15 protein-coding genes are annotated in these 14,048 nt (G+C 68.6%); 10 read left to right on the forward strand and 5 right to left on the reverse strand.

From position 1 onward, the window contains the following. Positions 1-4: 4 nt before the first annotated feature. The 7 genes from mdcC (at position 5) to BSIN_RS07545 (ending at position 6,225) form a co-directional block, all read left to right on the forward strand. Entirely contained in the window at positions 5-322 is a 318-nt protein-coding gene (mdcC, locus tag BSIN_RS07510) for a malonate decarboxylase acyl carrier protein (RefSeq protein ID WP_059513918.1), read from the forward strand. Continuing rightward, the gene (locus tag BSIN_RS07515; protein WP_256583689.1) at positions 319-1,440 is read left to right on the forward strand and encodes a biotin-independent malonate decarboxylase subunit beta; all 1,122 of its coding nucleotides are present in this window, start codon (positions 319-321) and stop codon (positions 1,438-1,440) included. Before mdcC ends, BSIN_RS07515 begins: the two co-directional genes overlap by 4 nt. After that, positions 1,427-2,152 carry a biotin-independent malonate decarboxylase subunit gamma gene (gene mdcE / locus BSIN_RS07520; RefSeq protein WP_059513915.1) on the forward strand — a complete coding sequence of 242 codons (726 nt, stop codon included), beginning with the start codon at positions 1,427-1,429 and terminating at the stop codon, positions 2,150-2,152. Before BSIN_RS07515 ends, mdcE begins: the two co-directional genes overlap by 14 nt. Beyond that, the gene (gene mdcG, locus BSIN_RS07525) at positions 2,127-2,972 is read left to right on the forward strand and encodes a malonate decarboxylase holo-[acyl-carrier-protein] synthase (protein WP_089340032.1); all 846 of its coding nucleotides are present in this window, start codon (positions 2,127-2,129) and stop codon (positions 2,970-2,972) included. The genes mdcE and mdcG overlap by 26 nt, the downstream gene beginning before the upstream one ends. Next, positions 2,969-4,135 carry a triphosphoribosyl-dephospho-CoA synthase MdcB gene (mdcB, locus tag BSIN_RS07530; RefSeq protein ID WP_125910338.1) on the forward strand — a complete coding sequence of 389 codons (1,167 nt, stop codon included), beginning with the start codon at positions 2,969-2,971 and terminating at the stop codon, positions 4,133-4,135. The genes mdcG and mdcB overlap by 4 nt, the downstream gene beginning before the upstream one ends. Beyond that, positions 4,132-5,067, forward strand: a complete 936-nt coding sequence (gene mdcH / locus BSIN_RS07535; protein WP_089340033.1) for a malonate decarboxylase subunit epsilon — start codon at positions 4,132-4,134, stop codon at positions 5,065-5,067. Before mdcB ends, mdcH begins: the two co-directional genes overlap by 4 nt. 285 nt (positions 5,068-5,352) lie before the next feature. Further along, the gene (locus BSIN_RS07545) at positions 5,353-6,225 is read left to right on the forward strand and encodes an alpha/beta hydrolase family protein (RefSeq protein ID WP_089340035.1); all 873 of its coding nucleotides are present in this window, start codon (positions 5,353-5,355) and stop codon (positions 6,223-6,225) included. A gap of 338 nt (positions 6,226-6,563) precedes the next feature. On the opposite strand, the gene proP is transcribed toward BSIN_RS07545, so the two are convergent. Continuing rightward, entirely contained in the window at positions 6,564-8,075 is a 1,512-nt protein-coding gene (gene proP / locus BSIN_RS07550) for a glycine betaine/L-proline transporter ProP (protein WP_089340036.1), read from the reverse strand. A 269-nt stretch (positions 8,076-8,344) separates the two neighbouring features. Beyond that, positions 8,345-8,614, reverse strand: a complete 270-nt coding sequence (locus BSIN_RS07560; protein ID WP_069234680.1) for a hypothetical protein — start codon at positions 8,612-8,614, stop codon at positions 8,345-8,347. On the opposite strand from BSIN_RS07560, the gene BSIN_RS07565 reads away from it, so the two are divergent. After that, positions 8,613-8,945 carry a YnfA family protein gene (locus BSIN_RS07565; RefSeq protein ID WP_059514174.1) on the forward strand — a complete coding sequence of 111 codons (333 nt, stop codon included), beginning with the start codon at positions 8,613-8,615 and terminating at the stop codon, positions 8,943-8,945. The two genes, BSIN_RS07560 and BSIN_RS07565, sit on opposite strands and share 2 nt — an antisense overlap. Positions 8,946-9,217: 272 nt before the next feature. Here the strand turns inward: BSIN_RS07565 and dnaQ are convergent, their stop codons facing one another. The 3 genes from dnaQ to BSIN_RS07585 all read right to left on the reverse strand — a co-directional run bounded on the left by dnaQ (position 9,218) and on the right by BSIN_RS07585 (position 11,457). After that, positions 9,218-9,961, reverse strand: a complete 744-nt coding sequence (dnaQ, locus tag BSIN_RS07570) for a DNA polymerase III subunit epsilon (RefSeq protein ID WP_059513899.1) — start codon at positions 9,959-9,961, stop codon at positions 9,218-9,220. Positions 9,962-10,201: 240 nt separating this feature from the next. After that, a complete protein-coding gene (rnhA, locus tag BSIN_RS07580) occupies positions 10,202-10,648 on the reverse strand; it encodes a ribonuclease HI (RefSeq protein ID WP_059513893.1) in 447 nt (148 codons plus the stop codon). After that, a complete protein-coding gene (locus BSIN_RS07585; RefSeq protein ID WP_059513890.1) occupies positions 10,645-11,457 on the reverse strand; it encodes a class I SAM-dependent methyltransferase in 813 nt (270 codons plus the stop codon). Before BSIN_RS07585 ends, rnhA begins: the two co-directional genes overlap by 4 nt. Positions 11,458-11,476: 19 nt before the next feature. On the opposite strand from BSIN_RS07585, the gene gloB reads away from it, so the two are divergent. Continuing rightward, complete coding sequence (gene gloB, locus BSIN_RS07590) at positions 11,477-12,289, forward strand: hydroxyacylglutathione hydrolase (protein WP_089340039.1); 813 nt, start codon at positions 11,477-11,479, stop codon at positions 12,287-12,289. 158 nt (positions 12,290-12,447) lie between these two features. Continuing rightward, the gene (locus BSIN_RS07595; protein ID WP_089340040.1) at positions 12,448-14,034 is read left to right on the forward strand and encodes a transglycosylase SLT domain-containing protein; all 1,587 of its coding nucleotides are present in this window, start codon (positions 12,448-12,450) and stop codon (positions 14,032-14,034) included. Positions 14,035-14,048 lie beyond the last annotated feature (14 nt).

The raw sequence follows: 14,048 nt of genomic DNA on the forward strand, positions 1-14,048 counted from the left end.
AGCGATGGAACAGCTTTATTACCGCCATGCGGCACGCGAACGGGCCAAGGGTGATGCCCCGTGGGCGATCGTCGGCGTGGTCGCGTCGGGCAATCTGGAGGTGCTCGTCGAGCGCGTGCTGCCCGACACCGAATGCGAGGTCGACATCCGGACCGCCGCCGAGGGCTTCGGCGAGGTCTGGCGGGCAGTGGTCGCTGATTTTGTCGAGCGCCGCTCGCCGGGCGGGCTGCGGCTGTCCGTCAACGACGGCGGCGCGCGGCCGGACATGGTGTCGCTGCGGCTCGCACAGGCGGTACGCGCGATCGAGGGAGGCGAGCGATGAGGATCGGCACGGCGGGTGGGGCAACGCTCGAAGCGGCGGACGAGCCGGCCACGGGTGGCGCCGGCGGCACGGTAAGCCGGGCGGCGGGCGCGCCGGCGAGTGTTGCGGCAGATATGGCAGGCGTGCCGGCAGGCGCCGCAACGGGCGCGACGGCCGATCCGCCCGCAAACGCCGCAACCCGTCCGCCAATCGGTTCGGCCAATGCCGGGCGCTTGGCCGCCGGCACGAGCTGGTATGAAGCATCGGCGCGGCAGCGTCTCGCGGGGTTGGTCGACACGGGCACGTTCAGCGAGTTTGTCGGCCCGCGCGAGCGTATGACGAGCCCGCATCTGCCGCTGTTCGAGCTGCCTGGACAATTCGACGATGGCATGATCGTCGGCCGCGCGCGGCTTGCGGGCCAGCCGATGCTGGTCGCCGCGCAGGAAGGCCGTTTCATGGGCGGCGCGTTCGGCGAAGTGCACGGCGCGAAGCTGACCGGGTTGCTACGCGCCGCGCGGGACGTGCGGCAGCCCGTCGTGATCCTGTTCGATACCGGCGGCGTGCGGCTGCAGGAAGCGAATGCGGGCGAAATCGCGGTCTCCGAGATCATCCGCGCGATGCTCGATGCACGTGCGGTGGGCGTGAGCGTCGTCGGGCTCGTCGGCGGGCGCGCGGGCTGCTATGGCGGCGGCGGCATCATCGCCGCGTGCTGCTCGGCGCTTGCGGTGTCGGAGGCCGGGCGCATCGGCGTGTCCGGGCCGGAGGTGATCGAAAGCCGGCACGGCGTCGACGAATTCGATTCGCGCGACCGCGCGCTCGTGTGGCGCACGATGGGCGGCAAGCATCGGCGCTTGAGCGGCGGCGCCGAGCGTTTCGTCGACGATACCATCGACGCGTTTCGCCACGCGGCGATCGAACTCGTGGCGCAGACGAGCGCCGTCGCATTCGACATCGCGACGCTCGAGGCGGAACACGCGCGCCTCGCGAAGCGCATCGAGCGCTTTCGCGGCTGCCACGACGCGCTCGATATGTGGCACGCGCTCGGCGCGAGCGACGCGGCCTCGATTCCCGCACTCGATTACCCGGCGTTCACGGCGCTTGCCGATCGACTCTCGGAGGTGAGCGATGGTGCTCGATGACGTGCTGGCGTCGCTGTTTCCGGCCGGCCACGATATCGATGTCGATGCGCACGGTCTGCTGTCCGGGCGCGGCGCGGCCGCGTTCGGCGCGATCGACGTGATCGGCGTCACGCAAGGCGCGGCGCTGGGCGTGCACGGCGCGCTCAAGCTCGCCGCGCACGTGCTCGCGACGATCGCGCGCGGCGGCGCCACGCCGATTCTCGTGCTCGTCGACGGCGACAGCCAGCGCATGAGCCGACGCGACGAACTGCTCGGCCTGAACGAATATCTCGCGCATCTCGCGAAATGCCTGCAGCGCGCGGACGCACTCGGCCATCGGACGATCGGACTGCTTTACGGGCATGCGGCCGCAGGCGCGTTCATCGCGACCGCGCTGGCGACCCGCACATTGGTGGCGCTGCCGGGTGCCCAGCCCGAGGTGATGGATTTGCAGGCGATGGCGCGGGTGACGAAGCTGCCGTTGGACGTATTGAGCGACAAGGCCCGCTCGACGGCGGTGTTCGCACCGGGGCTCGACAACTTCGCGAAGACGGGCGCGATTGACGAGGTGCTCGATCCGTCGCGTTCGCTGGCCGAGCAGCTGGCCGAACTGATCGCGCGGCCCGTGGATCGCACGGACCGGCGCGGCAGAGTGGGCCGCGAACGCGGCGGCCGGCCGGTTGCGGCCGACGTCGCGCAACGCGTGTATGAGCTGGCGCGCGCCGGCGGCTGACGCGCCGCTGCGCCGCCATACGCTCGTGCGCGTGCGCGCCGATGCGTGGCCCGGCTTGCTTGCCGCGCACGGCGACGCGGCGCATCTGCCTGATGTGCGGCACTGGGCCGCGCGCGGCTGGCCGCTGATCGTGCGGCGCGGCATGCCGGGCGAGGCGGGCGTTGCGCTCGGATTGCCGTTGCCGCCGTCGGCGGGCAAGCGGCGTATCGCGCTGGCCGCGGCGCCCGCGCAGATCGCCGCCATCCGCGCGTTGCCGACGCTCACGGAGGTCGAACGCGATGCGCCGCCTGCGTGGCGGCCGACGCTCGCGAATTTGCGCATACTTGCCGACGCGCATTGGGTCGATTGCCGCGTGTTCGGCAGCCTTGGGTGGCAGGCGCTCACGGGACTGCGTTATCTGCACGGGCAATCGGATCTCGATATCGTGCTGACGCCGCGCGCGGCACGGCGCGCGTGCGACACGGCGCGCGACGCGGCGGCACGGATCGCGTGCGACGGGCCGGGCCGCGGGCGGGAATCGGGGTGGCCGGCAGACGATGCCGAGGCGGCGTGCGGGCGTGACGCATCGGCGGGGGAGTCGCAGGAGTCGTCGGATTGGGCGGATTGCGCTGAGACCGGCGCATCGATCGCGGCACTCGTCGCGGCGCTCGCCGACCTCGATACGCGCGCGCCGATGCGCATAGACGGCGAGCTGTTACGGGCCGACGGCGCAGGTGTGAACTGGCGCGAGCTGCATGCGCGCGCGCGCGAGATCGCGGTGAAAACGGCGGACGGTGTCGTATTGTGCGCGCCGGACGTTTTTCTGGAGACGTGGCGATGAGCGCATGCCGATGCTCGGCGCATGCCGGGGTCCGTTTGCACGACACGCAGCCGGACCGGATGCCGGCAACGCAGCCGCTTGACGGCGCGGGCAGCGCGTATGCGCTGACGAGCCCGTCGAGCCCGGCCGCCGCATTGCGCGACGCGCCGCAACGCCCGCTTGCGGCAACCGCGTCCGTTTCAGCGGAAATCGCCGCGCAGGCGACACGCTGCCTGCTCGTCGAAATCGACACATGGCCGAAGCCCGGCCTCGTGAGCCATGTCGACTCCGGCAGTCACGACGACATGAGTGCCGATACATTCCGCCGCAGCGCGGCGGCGTTACGCCCATTCTTCGCCGAGCTGGCCGACGCGGGCGCGCGCGACGCGAACATGGCCGCGCTGCGCCGGATCGGCTTGCGCGCGGAGTCTGCGATGCTCGACGCGACCCATGGCGTGAACACGCATCGCGGCGCGATCTTTGGGCTCGGCCTGTTGTGCGCGGCGGCGGGCTTGCGTGCCGCATCCCATGTGCCGCATCGCGCCGCCGCGACGCTCGGCGCGATCGTGGCCGAGCGCTGGGGCGCCGCAATTGTGCGCGGGCCGCGCGCGCTCGACAGCCACGGCGAATGCGCGAGCCGCCGCTATGGCGTCGGCGGTGCGCGGGCGGAGGCGGCGGGCGGTTTTCCGAGCGTCTATACGCTCGGCGTGCACGCGCTCGCCGACGCCGCGCAACTGGCGCCCGGCAACCCCGAGGCAGCGCGCGTGCACGCATGCTTCGTGTTGATTGCCGGCATCGACGATACGAATCTGCTGCATCGCGGCGGCCTTGACGGACTCGTCTTCGCGCAGCGCACCGCACGCGATTTTCTGGCGCGCGGCGGCGTGGGGGCGATCGATTGGCATTCGCGCGCGGTGGCCGCCCACCGCGCGTTCGTCGCGCGCCGCCTGAGCCCGGGCGGCGCGGCCGATCTGCTGGCGATGAGCCTGTTCGTCGCCGCTTATGATGGCAGCCGTTTGCGGGCGGCGCCGCCCATCGAGCCTCCATGGCCAACCCGCGCGAATCGACGGCAGCCTGAACGCAGCGCGACGGTTCGCACGCCGCCGGATCGGGCGCGGGGCGTGCAGGCCGAAGTCAGTGCGGATCGGCGGCGGCCGCAACGGCGCACGGAGCCTTCGCGGTGACGATCGCGATTCTCTGCGCCGGACAGGGCGGGCAGTGCGCGGACATGTTCGAATTGACGGCGGACCTGCCGCAAGCGGCGCCGCTGTTCGCGCACGCGGCGAACTTGTTCGGTGTCGATCCGCGTGTCTGGGTGCGTCACGCCGACGCTGAGGCGCTGCACGGAAATTTTGCCGCCCAACTCGTCTGCACGCTGCAGGCCGTGAGCGCGATGACCCGGCTCGATGCGCTGCTGCCGCGCCGGCGTTGCGTGGCAGGCTATAGCGTCGGCGAAGTGGCGGCCTGGAGCGTCGCGGGGTTGATCGACGCGCGCGCGGCGCTCGATCTCGCCGCGGCCCGCGCCCGCGCGATGGACGCCGCGAGCCATGCCGATGCGCGGATGTTGTTCGTGCGCGGCCTGCGGCGCGACGCGATCGACGCGCTGTGCGCCGCGCACGCCGCCGCCGTGGCGATCGTCAACCCAGGCGACGCCTACGTGCTGGCCGGTTCGCCCGCGGCGCTCGATGCGCTCGCGCGCGCGGCGCGCGCCGAGCACGCGCAGCGCGTCACGTCCCTCGACGTTCGCGTGGCGTCCCATACCCGCTGGCTTGCCGACGCCGTGCCGCGTTTTCGCGCGGCGCTCGCGCACGCACGAGTCGCGCGCTCGCCGACAGCCGGCACGCGGCTGCTGGGCGGGCTCGACGGCTCGCCCATGCTCGACGTCGGCGCCGGTCTCGACAAGCTCGCGCGTCAGATTGCCGAGCCGATCGACTGGGCCGCATGCGTTGCGGGGTGCGTGGAGGCGGGCGCGCGCGCGTTCGTCGAACTCGGGCCCGGGCGCGCACTCGCGCAGATGGCCGCCGCGGCGTATCCGGCGCTGCCGGCGCGCAGCCTTGCCGATTTCCGGTCGTGGGACGGCGTGCAAGCGTGGCTCGCGCGCGTCGATTTCGTTTAGCGTTCGCCCGGGAATTGATTCGATTGCCGCAAGCCGCACGATAGCGGTACAGCGCCGGTGGCAGAACCGGCCGCCCCGGCCATCACATTGATCGCCCGGACGATCCGGCAGACGACCGGGCGGTTCGCGCCATCGCCAGGCGGGCGCCGCCACGTCCATGCTGCGATATCTTTTCGCGGCATCTTTTCTCATCGAACGTGGGGAACCTCCGACCATCCAAGTACCGTGCTGCTGGCGAACAAACATATTCGCTTGCACAATAACCGTAAGACAAAAGGATGGTGCATGCACGAACGACAGCCAATCACCGCCGAAACGACACGCTTTGCGGCGCTGGACGGCAGATTGCTGACTGGGACTTTCTATTTGCCGGCGGCCAGTAACGGCCGCAGCGTGCTCGTGAATGGCGCGCTCGGCGTGCCGCGCGCTTACTACGAGCGATATGCGCGCTTTCTCGCCGCCGCCGGTTTCACAGTGCTGACCTACGATTATCGCGGCATCGGCGATTCGCGCCTGCGTTCGCGCACCGCCGACACCGCGACGTTGCGCGACTGGGGCGAGGCCGATTTGCCCGCCGCGCTCGATCATCTTGCGCAGCGCACGCCGGCCAGGCGGCTCGTCGCGGTCGGCCATGGCGCAGGCGGGCAGATGTTCGGCCTCGCGCACAACAACGGCCGCGCGGCGGCGCTGCTGTCGGTGTGTTGCGGGAGCGGCTACTGGGGGCATTGGACGTGGCCGCGGCGTCTGATGATGGCGCCGCTGTGGCTCGGCGCCGCGTGTGCGTTCGGCGCGCTACTGCCGGTTCGGCCGGGACGTCATCCGGGGCTCGCCGCGCTTTGCTCGCTGCCGTCGGGTGTCGCACACGAATGGGCGCGCTGGTGCCGTCATCCCGACTACCTCGTCGATAGCGGCGGCTTCCCGTTGCGCGATCATTTTCGCGGCTATCGTGGACGCATCCTCGCCTACACGGTGAACGACGATTGGATTGCGCCGCCTACCGCGGTGCAAGCGCTGCATCGCTTTTATTCGAGCGCACAGATCGAATTCCGGGAGATCGATCCGTCCGACGGGCAGCGACCGATCGGCCACTTCGGTTATTTCCGCGACGACAACCAAGGGCTGTGGCCGCTCGGTGCGGCTTGGTTGTGCGAGCAGTGATGCGTCGCGCGGCGTAGAGAAGGATATGCCGTGCCGTCGCGCGTATCGATTCGGCGCGCTGTCCGGCGGTCGCCGCGCTGCGCTTACGGGCTGGCGCGTTGCCGGAATTCGAGCGTGCGGCGCAGGATGGCGCGTGGCGGTCGCGGTGGAGAGTGACCGGGTTTGGCGCTGACATCGGCGGGGATGAGCCGATAAGAAACAGATCGGCGAGCCGGCTGGCAGAGCCGGCCCGATTGCCGAACCGGCGGATCGATCGGCCGCCGAGCCGGTCGGGACAGTCGAGCTGGTCGAGTGCGCCCGTTCCGTGCCGGCACGGCCCCGCCGATTCCGATAACGATTTATGCCCGCAGTGTCGCCGCCGCAGCGTACCTTCCATCGTCATCCTGCTTGCGCGCGTGGCGCTCGCGTTCGAGTTCGCGCGCCAGCGCACGCGCCTCGTCATGTGACGCGACCGCGGGCGGCGATCCGTTGAGCGGCCGGCGCGCGCTCTCCGGCAGCGCGAACACCGAAATCGCACCGATTACGGCGGCGCCCATCAGGTAGTACGCGGGCATCATCAGATCGCCCGTTCGGTCGACGAGCCAAGCGGCCGCGAGCGGCGTCGTGCCGCCGAACAGCGACACCGACACGTTGAAGCCGATCGCGAGCGCGCCATAGCGGATCTTGGTCGGAAACAGCGCGGGCAGCGTCGACGGCATCACGCCCGTGAAGCACGACAGCAGCGCGCCGAGCATCAGCAGGCCGCTGAACACGAGCATCGCGTCGCCGGTGCGGATCAGCGTAAGCGCGGGGATCGACAGCGCGAAAAGCCCGATGCAACCCGCCATCATCACCGGCCGGCGGCCGACCGCGTCGGACAGACGGCCTGCCGCGAGCGTCATCGGCATCATCAGGATCATCACGATCAGGATCAGCGCGAGGCCGTGCGCTTCGTCGAAATGCAGCGTCGACGACAGATAGCTCGGCAGATACGACAGCGCCATGTAGTCGGTGACGTTGAAGATCAGCACGAGACCGACGCACAGCAGCAGCGCGCGCCAGTGGCGCATCAGCTCGCGGCGAAAGTGCGTCTTCGGCACGGCCTTGTCCTGCGCTTCGCGGGCTTCGGCCTCGCGCTTGAACGCAGGCGTTTCCTCGAGCCTCGTGCGGATGTAGAGGCCGATCAGGCCGAGCGGGCCCGCGATCAGAAACGGCACGCGCCAGCCCCACGACAGCAGCGCGTCGCGCGACAGCGTGGCTGTCAGCAGCGCGACGACGCCCGCGCCCATCACGTAGCCGATCAGCGTGCCGAACTCGAGGAAGCTGCCCATGAAACCGCGGCGCTTGTCGGTCGAGAATTCGGCGATGAACGTTGCCGCGCCGCCATATTCGCCGCCCGTCGAGAAGCCCTGCACGAGGCGGGCGACGAGCAGCAGCACGGGTGCCATGATGCCGATGGAGTCGTAGCTCGGGATCAGGCCGATCGCCAGCGTGCCCGCCGCCATCATGATCATCGTCATCGCGAGCACGCGCTGGCGGCCGATCCGGTCGCCCAGCGGGCCGAACACCATGCCGCCGAGCGGGCGCACGAGAAACGCGGCGGCGAACGTGCCGAAGGTCGCGAGCAATTGCGCGGACGGGCTGCTGGACGGGAAGAATACCTGGCCGAGCGTGACGGCGATGTAGCTGTAGACGCCAAAGTCGAACCATTCCATTGCGTTGCCGAGTGCCATCGCGCCGACGGCGCGCTTCAACAGGCTGCGATCGACGACGGTGATCTCGGAGCGCTCGGACGTTGCCGCGTCGTGAGCCGGCGCGGCGAATCGACTGGGAGACGGACTGGAAGACGAATTGGCGGATGTTGCGGTCAAGGTCGAAAGCTCCTGTGACGGCGGCCAAATCGCGCGGTGATTCGCGCGTTTTGCCACGGTTTGCCGACGAGTGCGGGGCGAGATCGACGCCAATCGACGCGCATGAGCACAACAGACGCGGCGGCGCTCGCTTCGCGGCGCAGCGGATCTGGCGCGAACCGGTCGATGCCGTCGCACGCTCGCACTCGAGAGAAGTCCGTCGCGCATCTCGCGGGACGGACGGCGCACCGGCGCATCGCGTGGTGTTTGCGGCCGGCGGTATGCCCTAATCAAGGGCGTTGAAACGAAAAAAGCAGCGCGGAGGCGCGCTTTCTTGTGAACGAAATTTCGAGGGCCGGCAGGCGACAGTATGCCTCGGCGGTCGAAATGAAATGACGGCAATAGCCTGTTGAAAGATGCGACATGATAGCACGATGGCTGAGGATCGTGCAAATTGCCGGAATAGCCCCAGCCGCGCGGGCGTTGCGTCGGGCATAATCGCGCTCGTTGCCGTGGCGTTTCGCGGCGTTTTCGACGCGCGCTTCGCGCGCTTGCGCCATGCTTTCGATCGTGAAAATCGCCGTGCTTTTCGTGCTGACCGCGCTTGCTGAAATCGCCGGCTGCTACCTGCCTTGGCTCGTGCTGAAGTCGGGCAAGCCGGCGTGGCTGCTTGCGCCCGCCGCACTGTCGCTCGCGCTGTTCGCGTGGCTGCTGACGCTGCATCCGGCTGCCGCCGCGCGTACCTATGCGGCGTATGGCGGCGTTTATATTGCGGTGGCGCTTGCGTGGCTGCGGCTCGTCGACGGCGTGCCGCTGTCGCGCTGGGATGTCGCTGGCGCGGCGCTTGCGCTTGCCGGGATGTCGGTGATCGCGTTGCAGCCGCGAGGCTGAAAAGCATGCGCAGAGGCCGCGCGGCTTGCGCGAGGCTTGCGCTGCTGGTTAGGGCGGCGGCTGGCGAGCCGAAGAGCCGAAGAGCACGGTAACAAAACGCCGGTTGACTTACGCGCGCGAACGTGTGCCCGAGCGCGTTCGCAGGGCGGCCCTGGCGGGCTCGAATAGTCCGAACGGCCAGGGTAGAGCGGATGAGCCGGATGCCGCGGCTTGCCGGGCCGCCTGCTGGCCGCTATTGGCAGGGAAGCAGGCCAGCAGGCCCGCGCGCGATTTTATGCGTCGCTGCTTGCCGCCGCGTCGCCGGCCGCTGCCGCGCTGCGCCAGATGCAGGCGCCCTTGACGGCCTTGTCGAGCGCATCGAGCTGCGCGTCGTGTTCGGCGAGTTCGTCCGCCGTCGCCGCGAGCACCGGCAGATCGAGTCCGCTGAACGTCACGCGCGGCGCGTTGCCGTTGTGTTGCGCGTGACTGCCTTCGTCGAGCATATCAATGACGAGACTTTCCTGGCCCCGCGTCATCGCGAGATAGACCTCGGCGAGCAGTTCCGAGTCGAGCAGCGCGCCATGCAGCGTACGGTGCGAGTTGTTGATTCCGAAGCGGTCGCAGAGTGCGTCGAGCGAATTACGCTTGCCGGGGAACATCTGCTTGGCCTGCACGAGCGTGTCGATGACGCCCGCGCAGTCTTCGGTGATCGGCGGCAGGCTGAGCCGGTCGAATTCGGCGTTGAAAAAGCCGATGTCGAACGGCGCGTTGTGGATGATGAGTTCGGCGCCGCGGATGAAGTCGCGCAGCGCATCGACGATCTCGGCGAATTTCGGCTTGTCCCTCAGGAATTCGGTCGTCAGCCCGTGCACCGCGAGCGCGGCGGGATCGCTGTCGCGCTCGGGGTTGATGTAGAAGTGCAGGTTATTGCCGGTGAGCCGCCGGTTCAGCAGCTCGACGCAGCCGACTTCGAGGATGCGGTCGCCGGCGCGCGGGTTCAGGCCGGTGGTTTCGGTATCGATGATGATCTGGCGCATGGAGGAAGCGAGGTTCGGGTTAATCGTGAAAGCAAGGGCGCGCGAGCGGTTTGCGAACGGCTTAGGCCGTCAGCGGATCGCTCGCGCGCTGGGCCGCCGGCGTGGCGGTGCGCGGCCGGGCCGCTCGTGCGCATGCCGCGCTCGGCAGGCGGCCGCGGCGCGCGAACCGGCCGGCGCCCGGGCGCGGCAGGGACGGCCGGCGGCAGCCGGCGGCGAGGCGCGCAGCGCGGCCAGCCGGGTTCATGCCGATTCGAGCGATGCGACACCGCGGTTCGCGAGCGCGTCCGCGCGTTCGTTTTCCGGATGGCCGGCATGGCCCTTCACCCAGCGCCACTCCACGTCGTGCCGCGCGACGAGCGCGTCGAGTTTCTGCCAGAGGTCGGCATTTTTCACCGGCGTCTTCGCGGCCGTCACCCAGCCTTTTTTCTTCCAGCCGTGAATCCATTCGCTGATGCCTTTTTGCACGTACTGCGAATCGGTGTGGACGATCACCTTGCACGGCCGCTTGAGCGCTTCGAGCGCGGCGATGACCGCGGTGAGTTCCATCCGGTTGTTGGTCGTGCCGGCTTCGCCGCCGAAAAGCTCCTTCTCCTGCGTGCCGTGGCGCAGCAGTGCGCCCCAGCCGCCGGGGCCAGGATTGCCTTTGCAGGCGCCGTCGGTATAAATGTCGATAATTTGCTGCGTCATGAATGTTCTTGGTGGGTGGTCGGGGTGGCCGCGGGCGCGAGGCCCGGCTTCAGCACCGGTTTCTTGACCTTGATCGGGCCGACGAGCCGCATTCCCCGCACGCGCTTGATCGCCGTCACCATGTAGACGGCGCCGAAAATCGGCCACCAGCGGTCGCCCGCGGCCTCCATGAATGCGTAGCGGTTGAGCCACTTGTCGGTCGACAGCGGCGGCCGGTAGCAGCCGAAGCGGCCGCGTTCGAGATCGAAGCCAAGCAGTTTGATCCAGTCCTTCAGCCGGATGAACGTGATCCGCTCGAGCGTCGCGGGCACGAACGGCCGGTTCGTCATCTTGCCGACCGACTGCCTTGCGCCCCAGAGGCTCAACGAATTGAAGCCCGTGATCACGAGCTGGCCTTCCGGCATCAGCACGCGTTCGACCTCGCGCAGCAGCCGGTGCGGATCGGAGGTGAACTCGAGCGTATGCGGCATCACCACGAGATCGACGCTTTGCGATTCGAACGGCAGATCGAGCAGATCGCACCAGACCGTGCTGCGTCCGGCGGGCGCGTGCTCCGGGCTATGCGCTTCGCGCGCCCACGGGTAGTGGTACGGCGCGCTCGCGCCGCTGGCAGGGTCGAGCACGAGCCCGCGGTACGGCATCCGGTTCTCGCGCAGCGCGTCCAGTTGCGGCAGCCCGAGCTGCAGCGCGTGGAAGCCGAACACGTCGGACACCATGCGGTCGAGTTGCGCCTGCTCCCAGCCCAGCACGTAGCGTCCGGGCGGAGAGGCACTCCAGGCGGGCCAGTCTATAATCGAACGGTCAGACATATATGGTGAGTGCGCGCCCATGAACGAGCTGGAATACGTGCCGGTGCCGGCATTCGACGACAACTACGTCTGGGTCGTATCCGACGGCCGCGATGCGCTCGTCGTCGATCCGGGCGAAGCCGAGCCGGTGCGCCGCTATCTCGACGCTCGAGGCTGGCGGCTAAGCGCTATTTTACTCACGCACCACCACGGCGACCATGTCGGCGGAGTGGCCGAGTTGAGCGCGCTCGCTCGAGATCGCGAAATCGCCGTGTTTGCGCCCGCGAACGAAGCGATAGAGCACGTGACGCGGCGCGTCGCGGGCGGCGAGCGTGTGCGGGTCGGGCTCGCGTCGGGTGCGGCCGTCGAGTTCGACGTGATCGACGTGCCGGGCCATACGCGCGGGCACATCGCGTATTTCCAGCCGGCGGGGCCGGCGAATGCCGCGCCGCACCTCTTTTGCGGCGATACGCTGTTCTCGTGCGGCTGCGGGCGCCTTTTCGAGGGCACGCCCGCGCAGATGCTCGCGTCGCTCGACGCGCTCGCCGCACTACCGGGCGACACCCGCGTGCATTGCGCGCACGAATACACGCTGTCGAACATCCGATTCGCGCTCGCCTGCGAGCCGGACAACGCCGCGCTCGCGGCCTGGCGCGACGACGCGCTCGCGCGCCGCGCGCGCGGCGCGCCTACGTTGCCGACCACGATCGCCCACGAGCGTGCCGTCAATCCGTTCCTGCGCGCGGACAGCGCGTCGATCCGCGCGACGCTCGCGGCCGAGTTGCACGAGCCCGTGCCGGACCGGCTCACCGCGTTCACCTTGATGCGCGAGTGGAAAAACCGGTTTCGGTAATCCAACCTACTTTCGAGTGGGGGGATGCTCATCCGAAATCTAGAGAATCGGCCCCAAATATCCGAATTAGCAGGTTTTTTCGGTGTTTTTATTGACGCGAACGGCGCACTTTCGTACTATCGCCTGCAATTTCCAGCAGTTGGAAGCCGAGATTTTTCATGCGATTCTTCATTAGCGCGCTGTTGGTTCTGATGCTCGCCGCGTGCGCGGGCACGGGGCCTACCGCTCAAGGTCCGGCGGCAGCGTCCGATGCGCAGGCCGCGTCGAATTTCATCCGCAAGTCCGCCACCGCGAAAGAAACCGTCGACGTCGACAAACAATCGGTCGGCGATCTGACGACTTCCGACAGCGATCTCTGGGCGCGCATCCGCCGCGGTTTCCAGATTCCCGATCTCCAGACCGACCTCGTCGACATGCAGGCGCAGTGGTATGCGCAGCGTCCCGACTACGTGCAGCGGATGACCGAGCGCTCGCAGAAGTATCTGTATCACATCGTCGAGGAGCTCGAATCGCGCCACATGCCGACCGAGCTTGCGCTGCTGCCGTTCATCGAATCCGCGTACAACCCGCAGGCGCTGTCGGTTGCGAAAGCCGCGGGGATGTGGCAATTCGTGCCGGGCACGGGCCGCACGTACAACTTGCGGCAGAACATGTGGCAGGACGAGCGGCGCGACGTGCTGGCCTCGACGAGCGCCGCGCTCGACTACCTGTCTAGGTTGCACGACATGTTCGGCGACTGGTATCTCGCGCTTGCCGCCTACAACTGGGGCGAGGGCAACGTGCAGCGCGCGATCGCGCGCAATCAGGCAGCGGGCCTGCCGACCGATTATCAGAGCCTGCGGATGCCGAACGAGACGCGCAACTATGTGCCGAAGCTGCAGGCGGTGAAGAACATCGTGATGAACCCGAAGCAATACGGTCTCACGCTGCCCGAGATTCCGAATCACCCGTATTTCGTAACCGTGACGACGTCGCGCGACATCGACGTGAAGGTGGCGGCGAAACTCGCGAACCTGCCGCTCGACGAATTCAAGTCGCTCAATCCTTCGTTCTCGAAGCCGGTGATCCTCGGCGCGACGCAGCCGCAGATCCTGCTGCCGTTCGACAACGCCGCCGCGTTCGGCAAGAACCTCAAGTCGTATGACGGTCAATTGTCGAGTTGGACCACGTACACCGTAACCGAGCGCGAGCGGCCGGCCGCGCTCGCGGAGAAGATAGGCGTCGACGCGGACACGCTGATGCAGGTGAACAAGATTCCGGCCGGCATGCGGCTGAAGCCGGGCTCGACGATCGTCGTGCCGCGCGGCGACGACGATGACGAGGACATCAGCGCCGATGTCGCGGAAAACGGTGTGCTCGCGATCGAGCCGGATGTGCCGGATACGCGCAAGATGCTGATTCGCGTGCGGCGCAAGCAGTCGATGGAGATGGTGGCGAGCCGCTACGGCGTGTCGGTCGCGCAATTGCATGCGTGGAACCGCACCCGCCGCTCGGTCGTGATGCCGGGCCAGACGCTCGTGCTGCACGTGCCGGTCGGCCGCGCGGTGCCGGCCGAGCCTGGGCCGCAGCGGATCGCGACGGCGGCGTCGGGCGGCCGGATCGAGCGTGCGAGCCTGCATACCGGCGGCCGTGCGACGGGCCGAGGCCGCAAGGCTGAAGCGAAGGCGCCGGCCAGAAGCTCGGCCAAGGCTGCGGTGAAAGCTGCGCCCGCGAAGGCGACGGGCCGCAAGGGCAAGAAAAAGTAAGACGAAAGGGCGCG

This window comes from Burkholderia singularis (genome assembly GCF_900176645.1).
GTDB classification, from domain to species: Bacteria; Pseudomonadota; Gammaproteobacteria; order Burkholderiales; family Burkholderiaceae; genus Burkholderia; species Burkholderia singularis.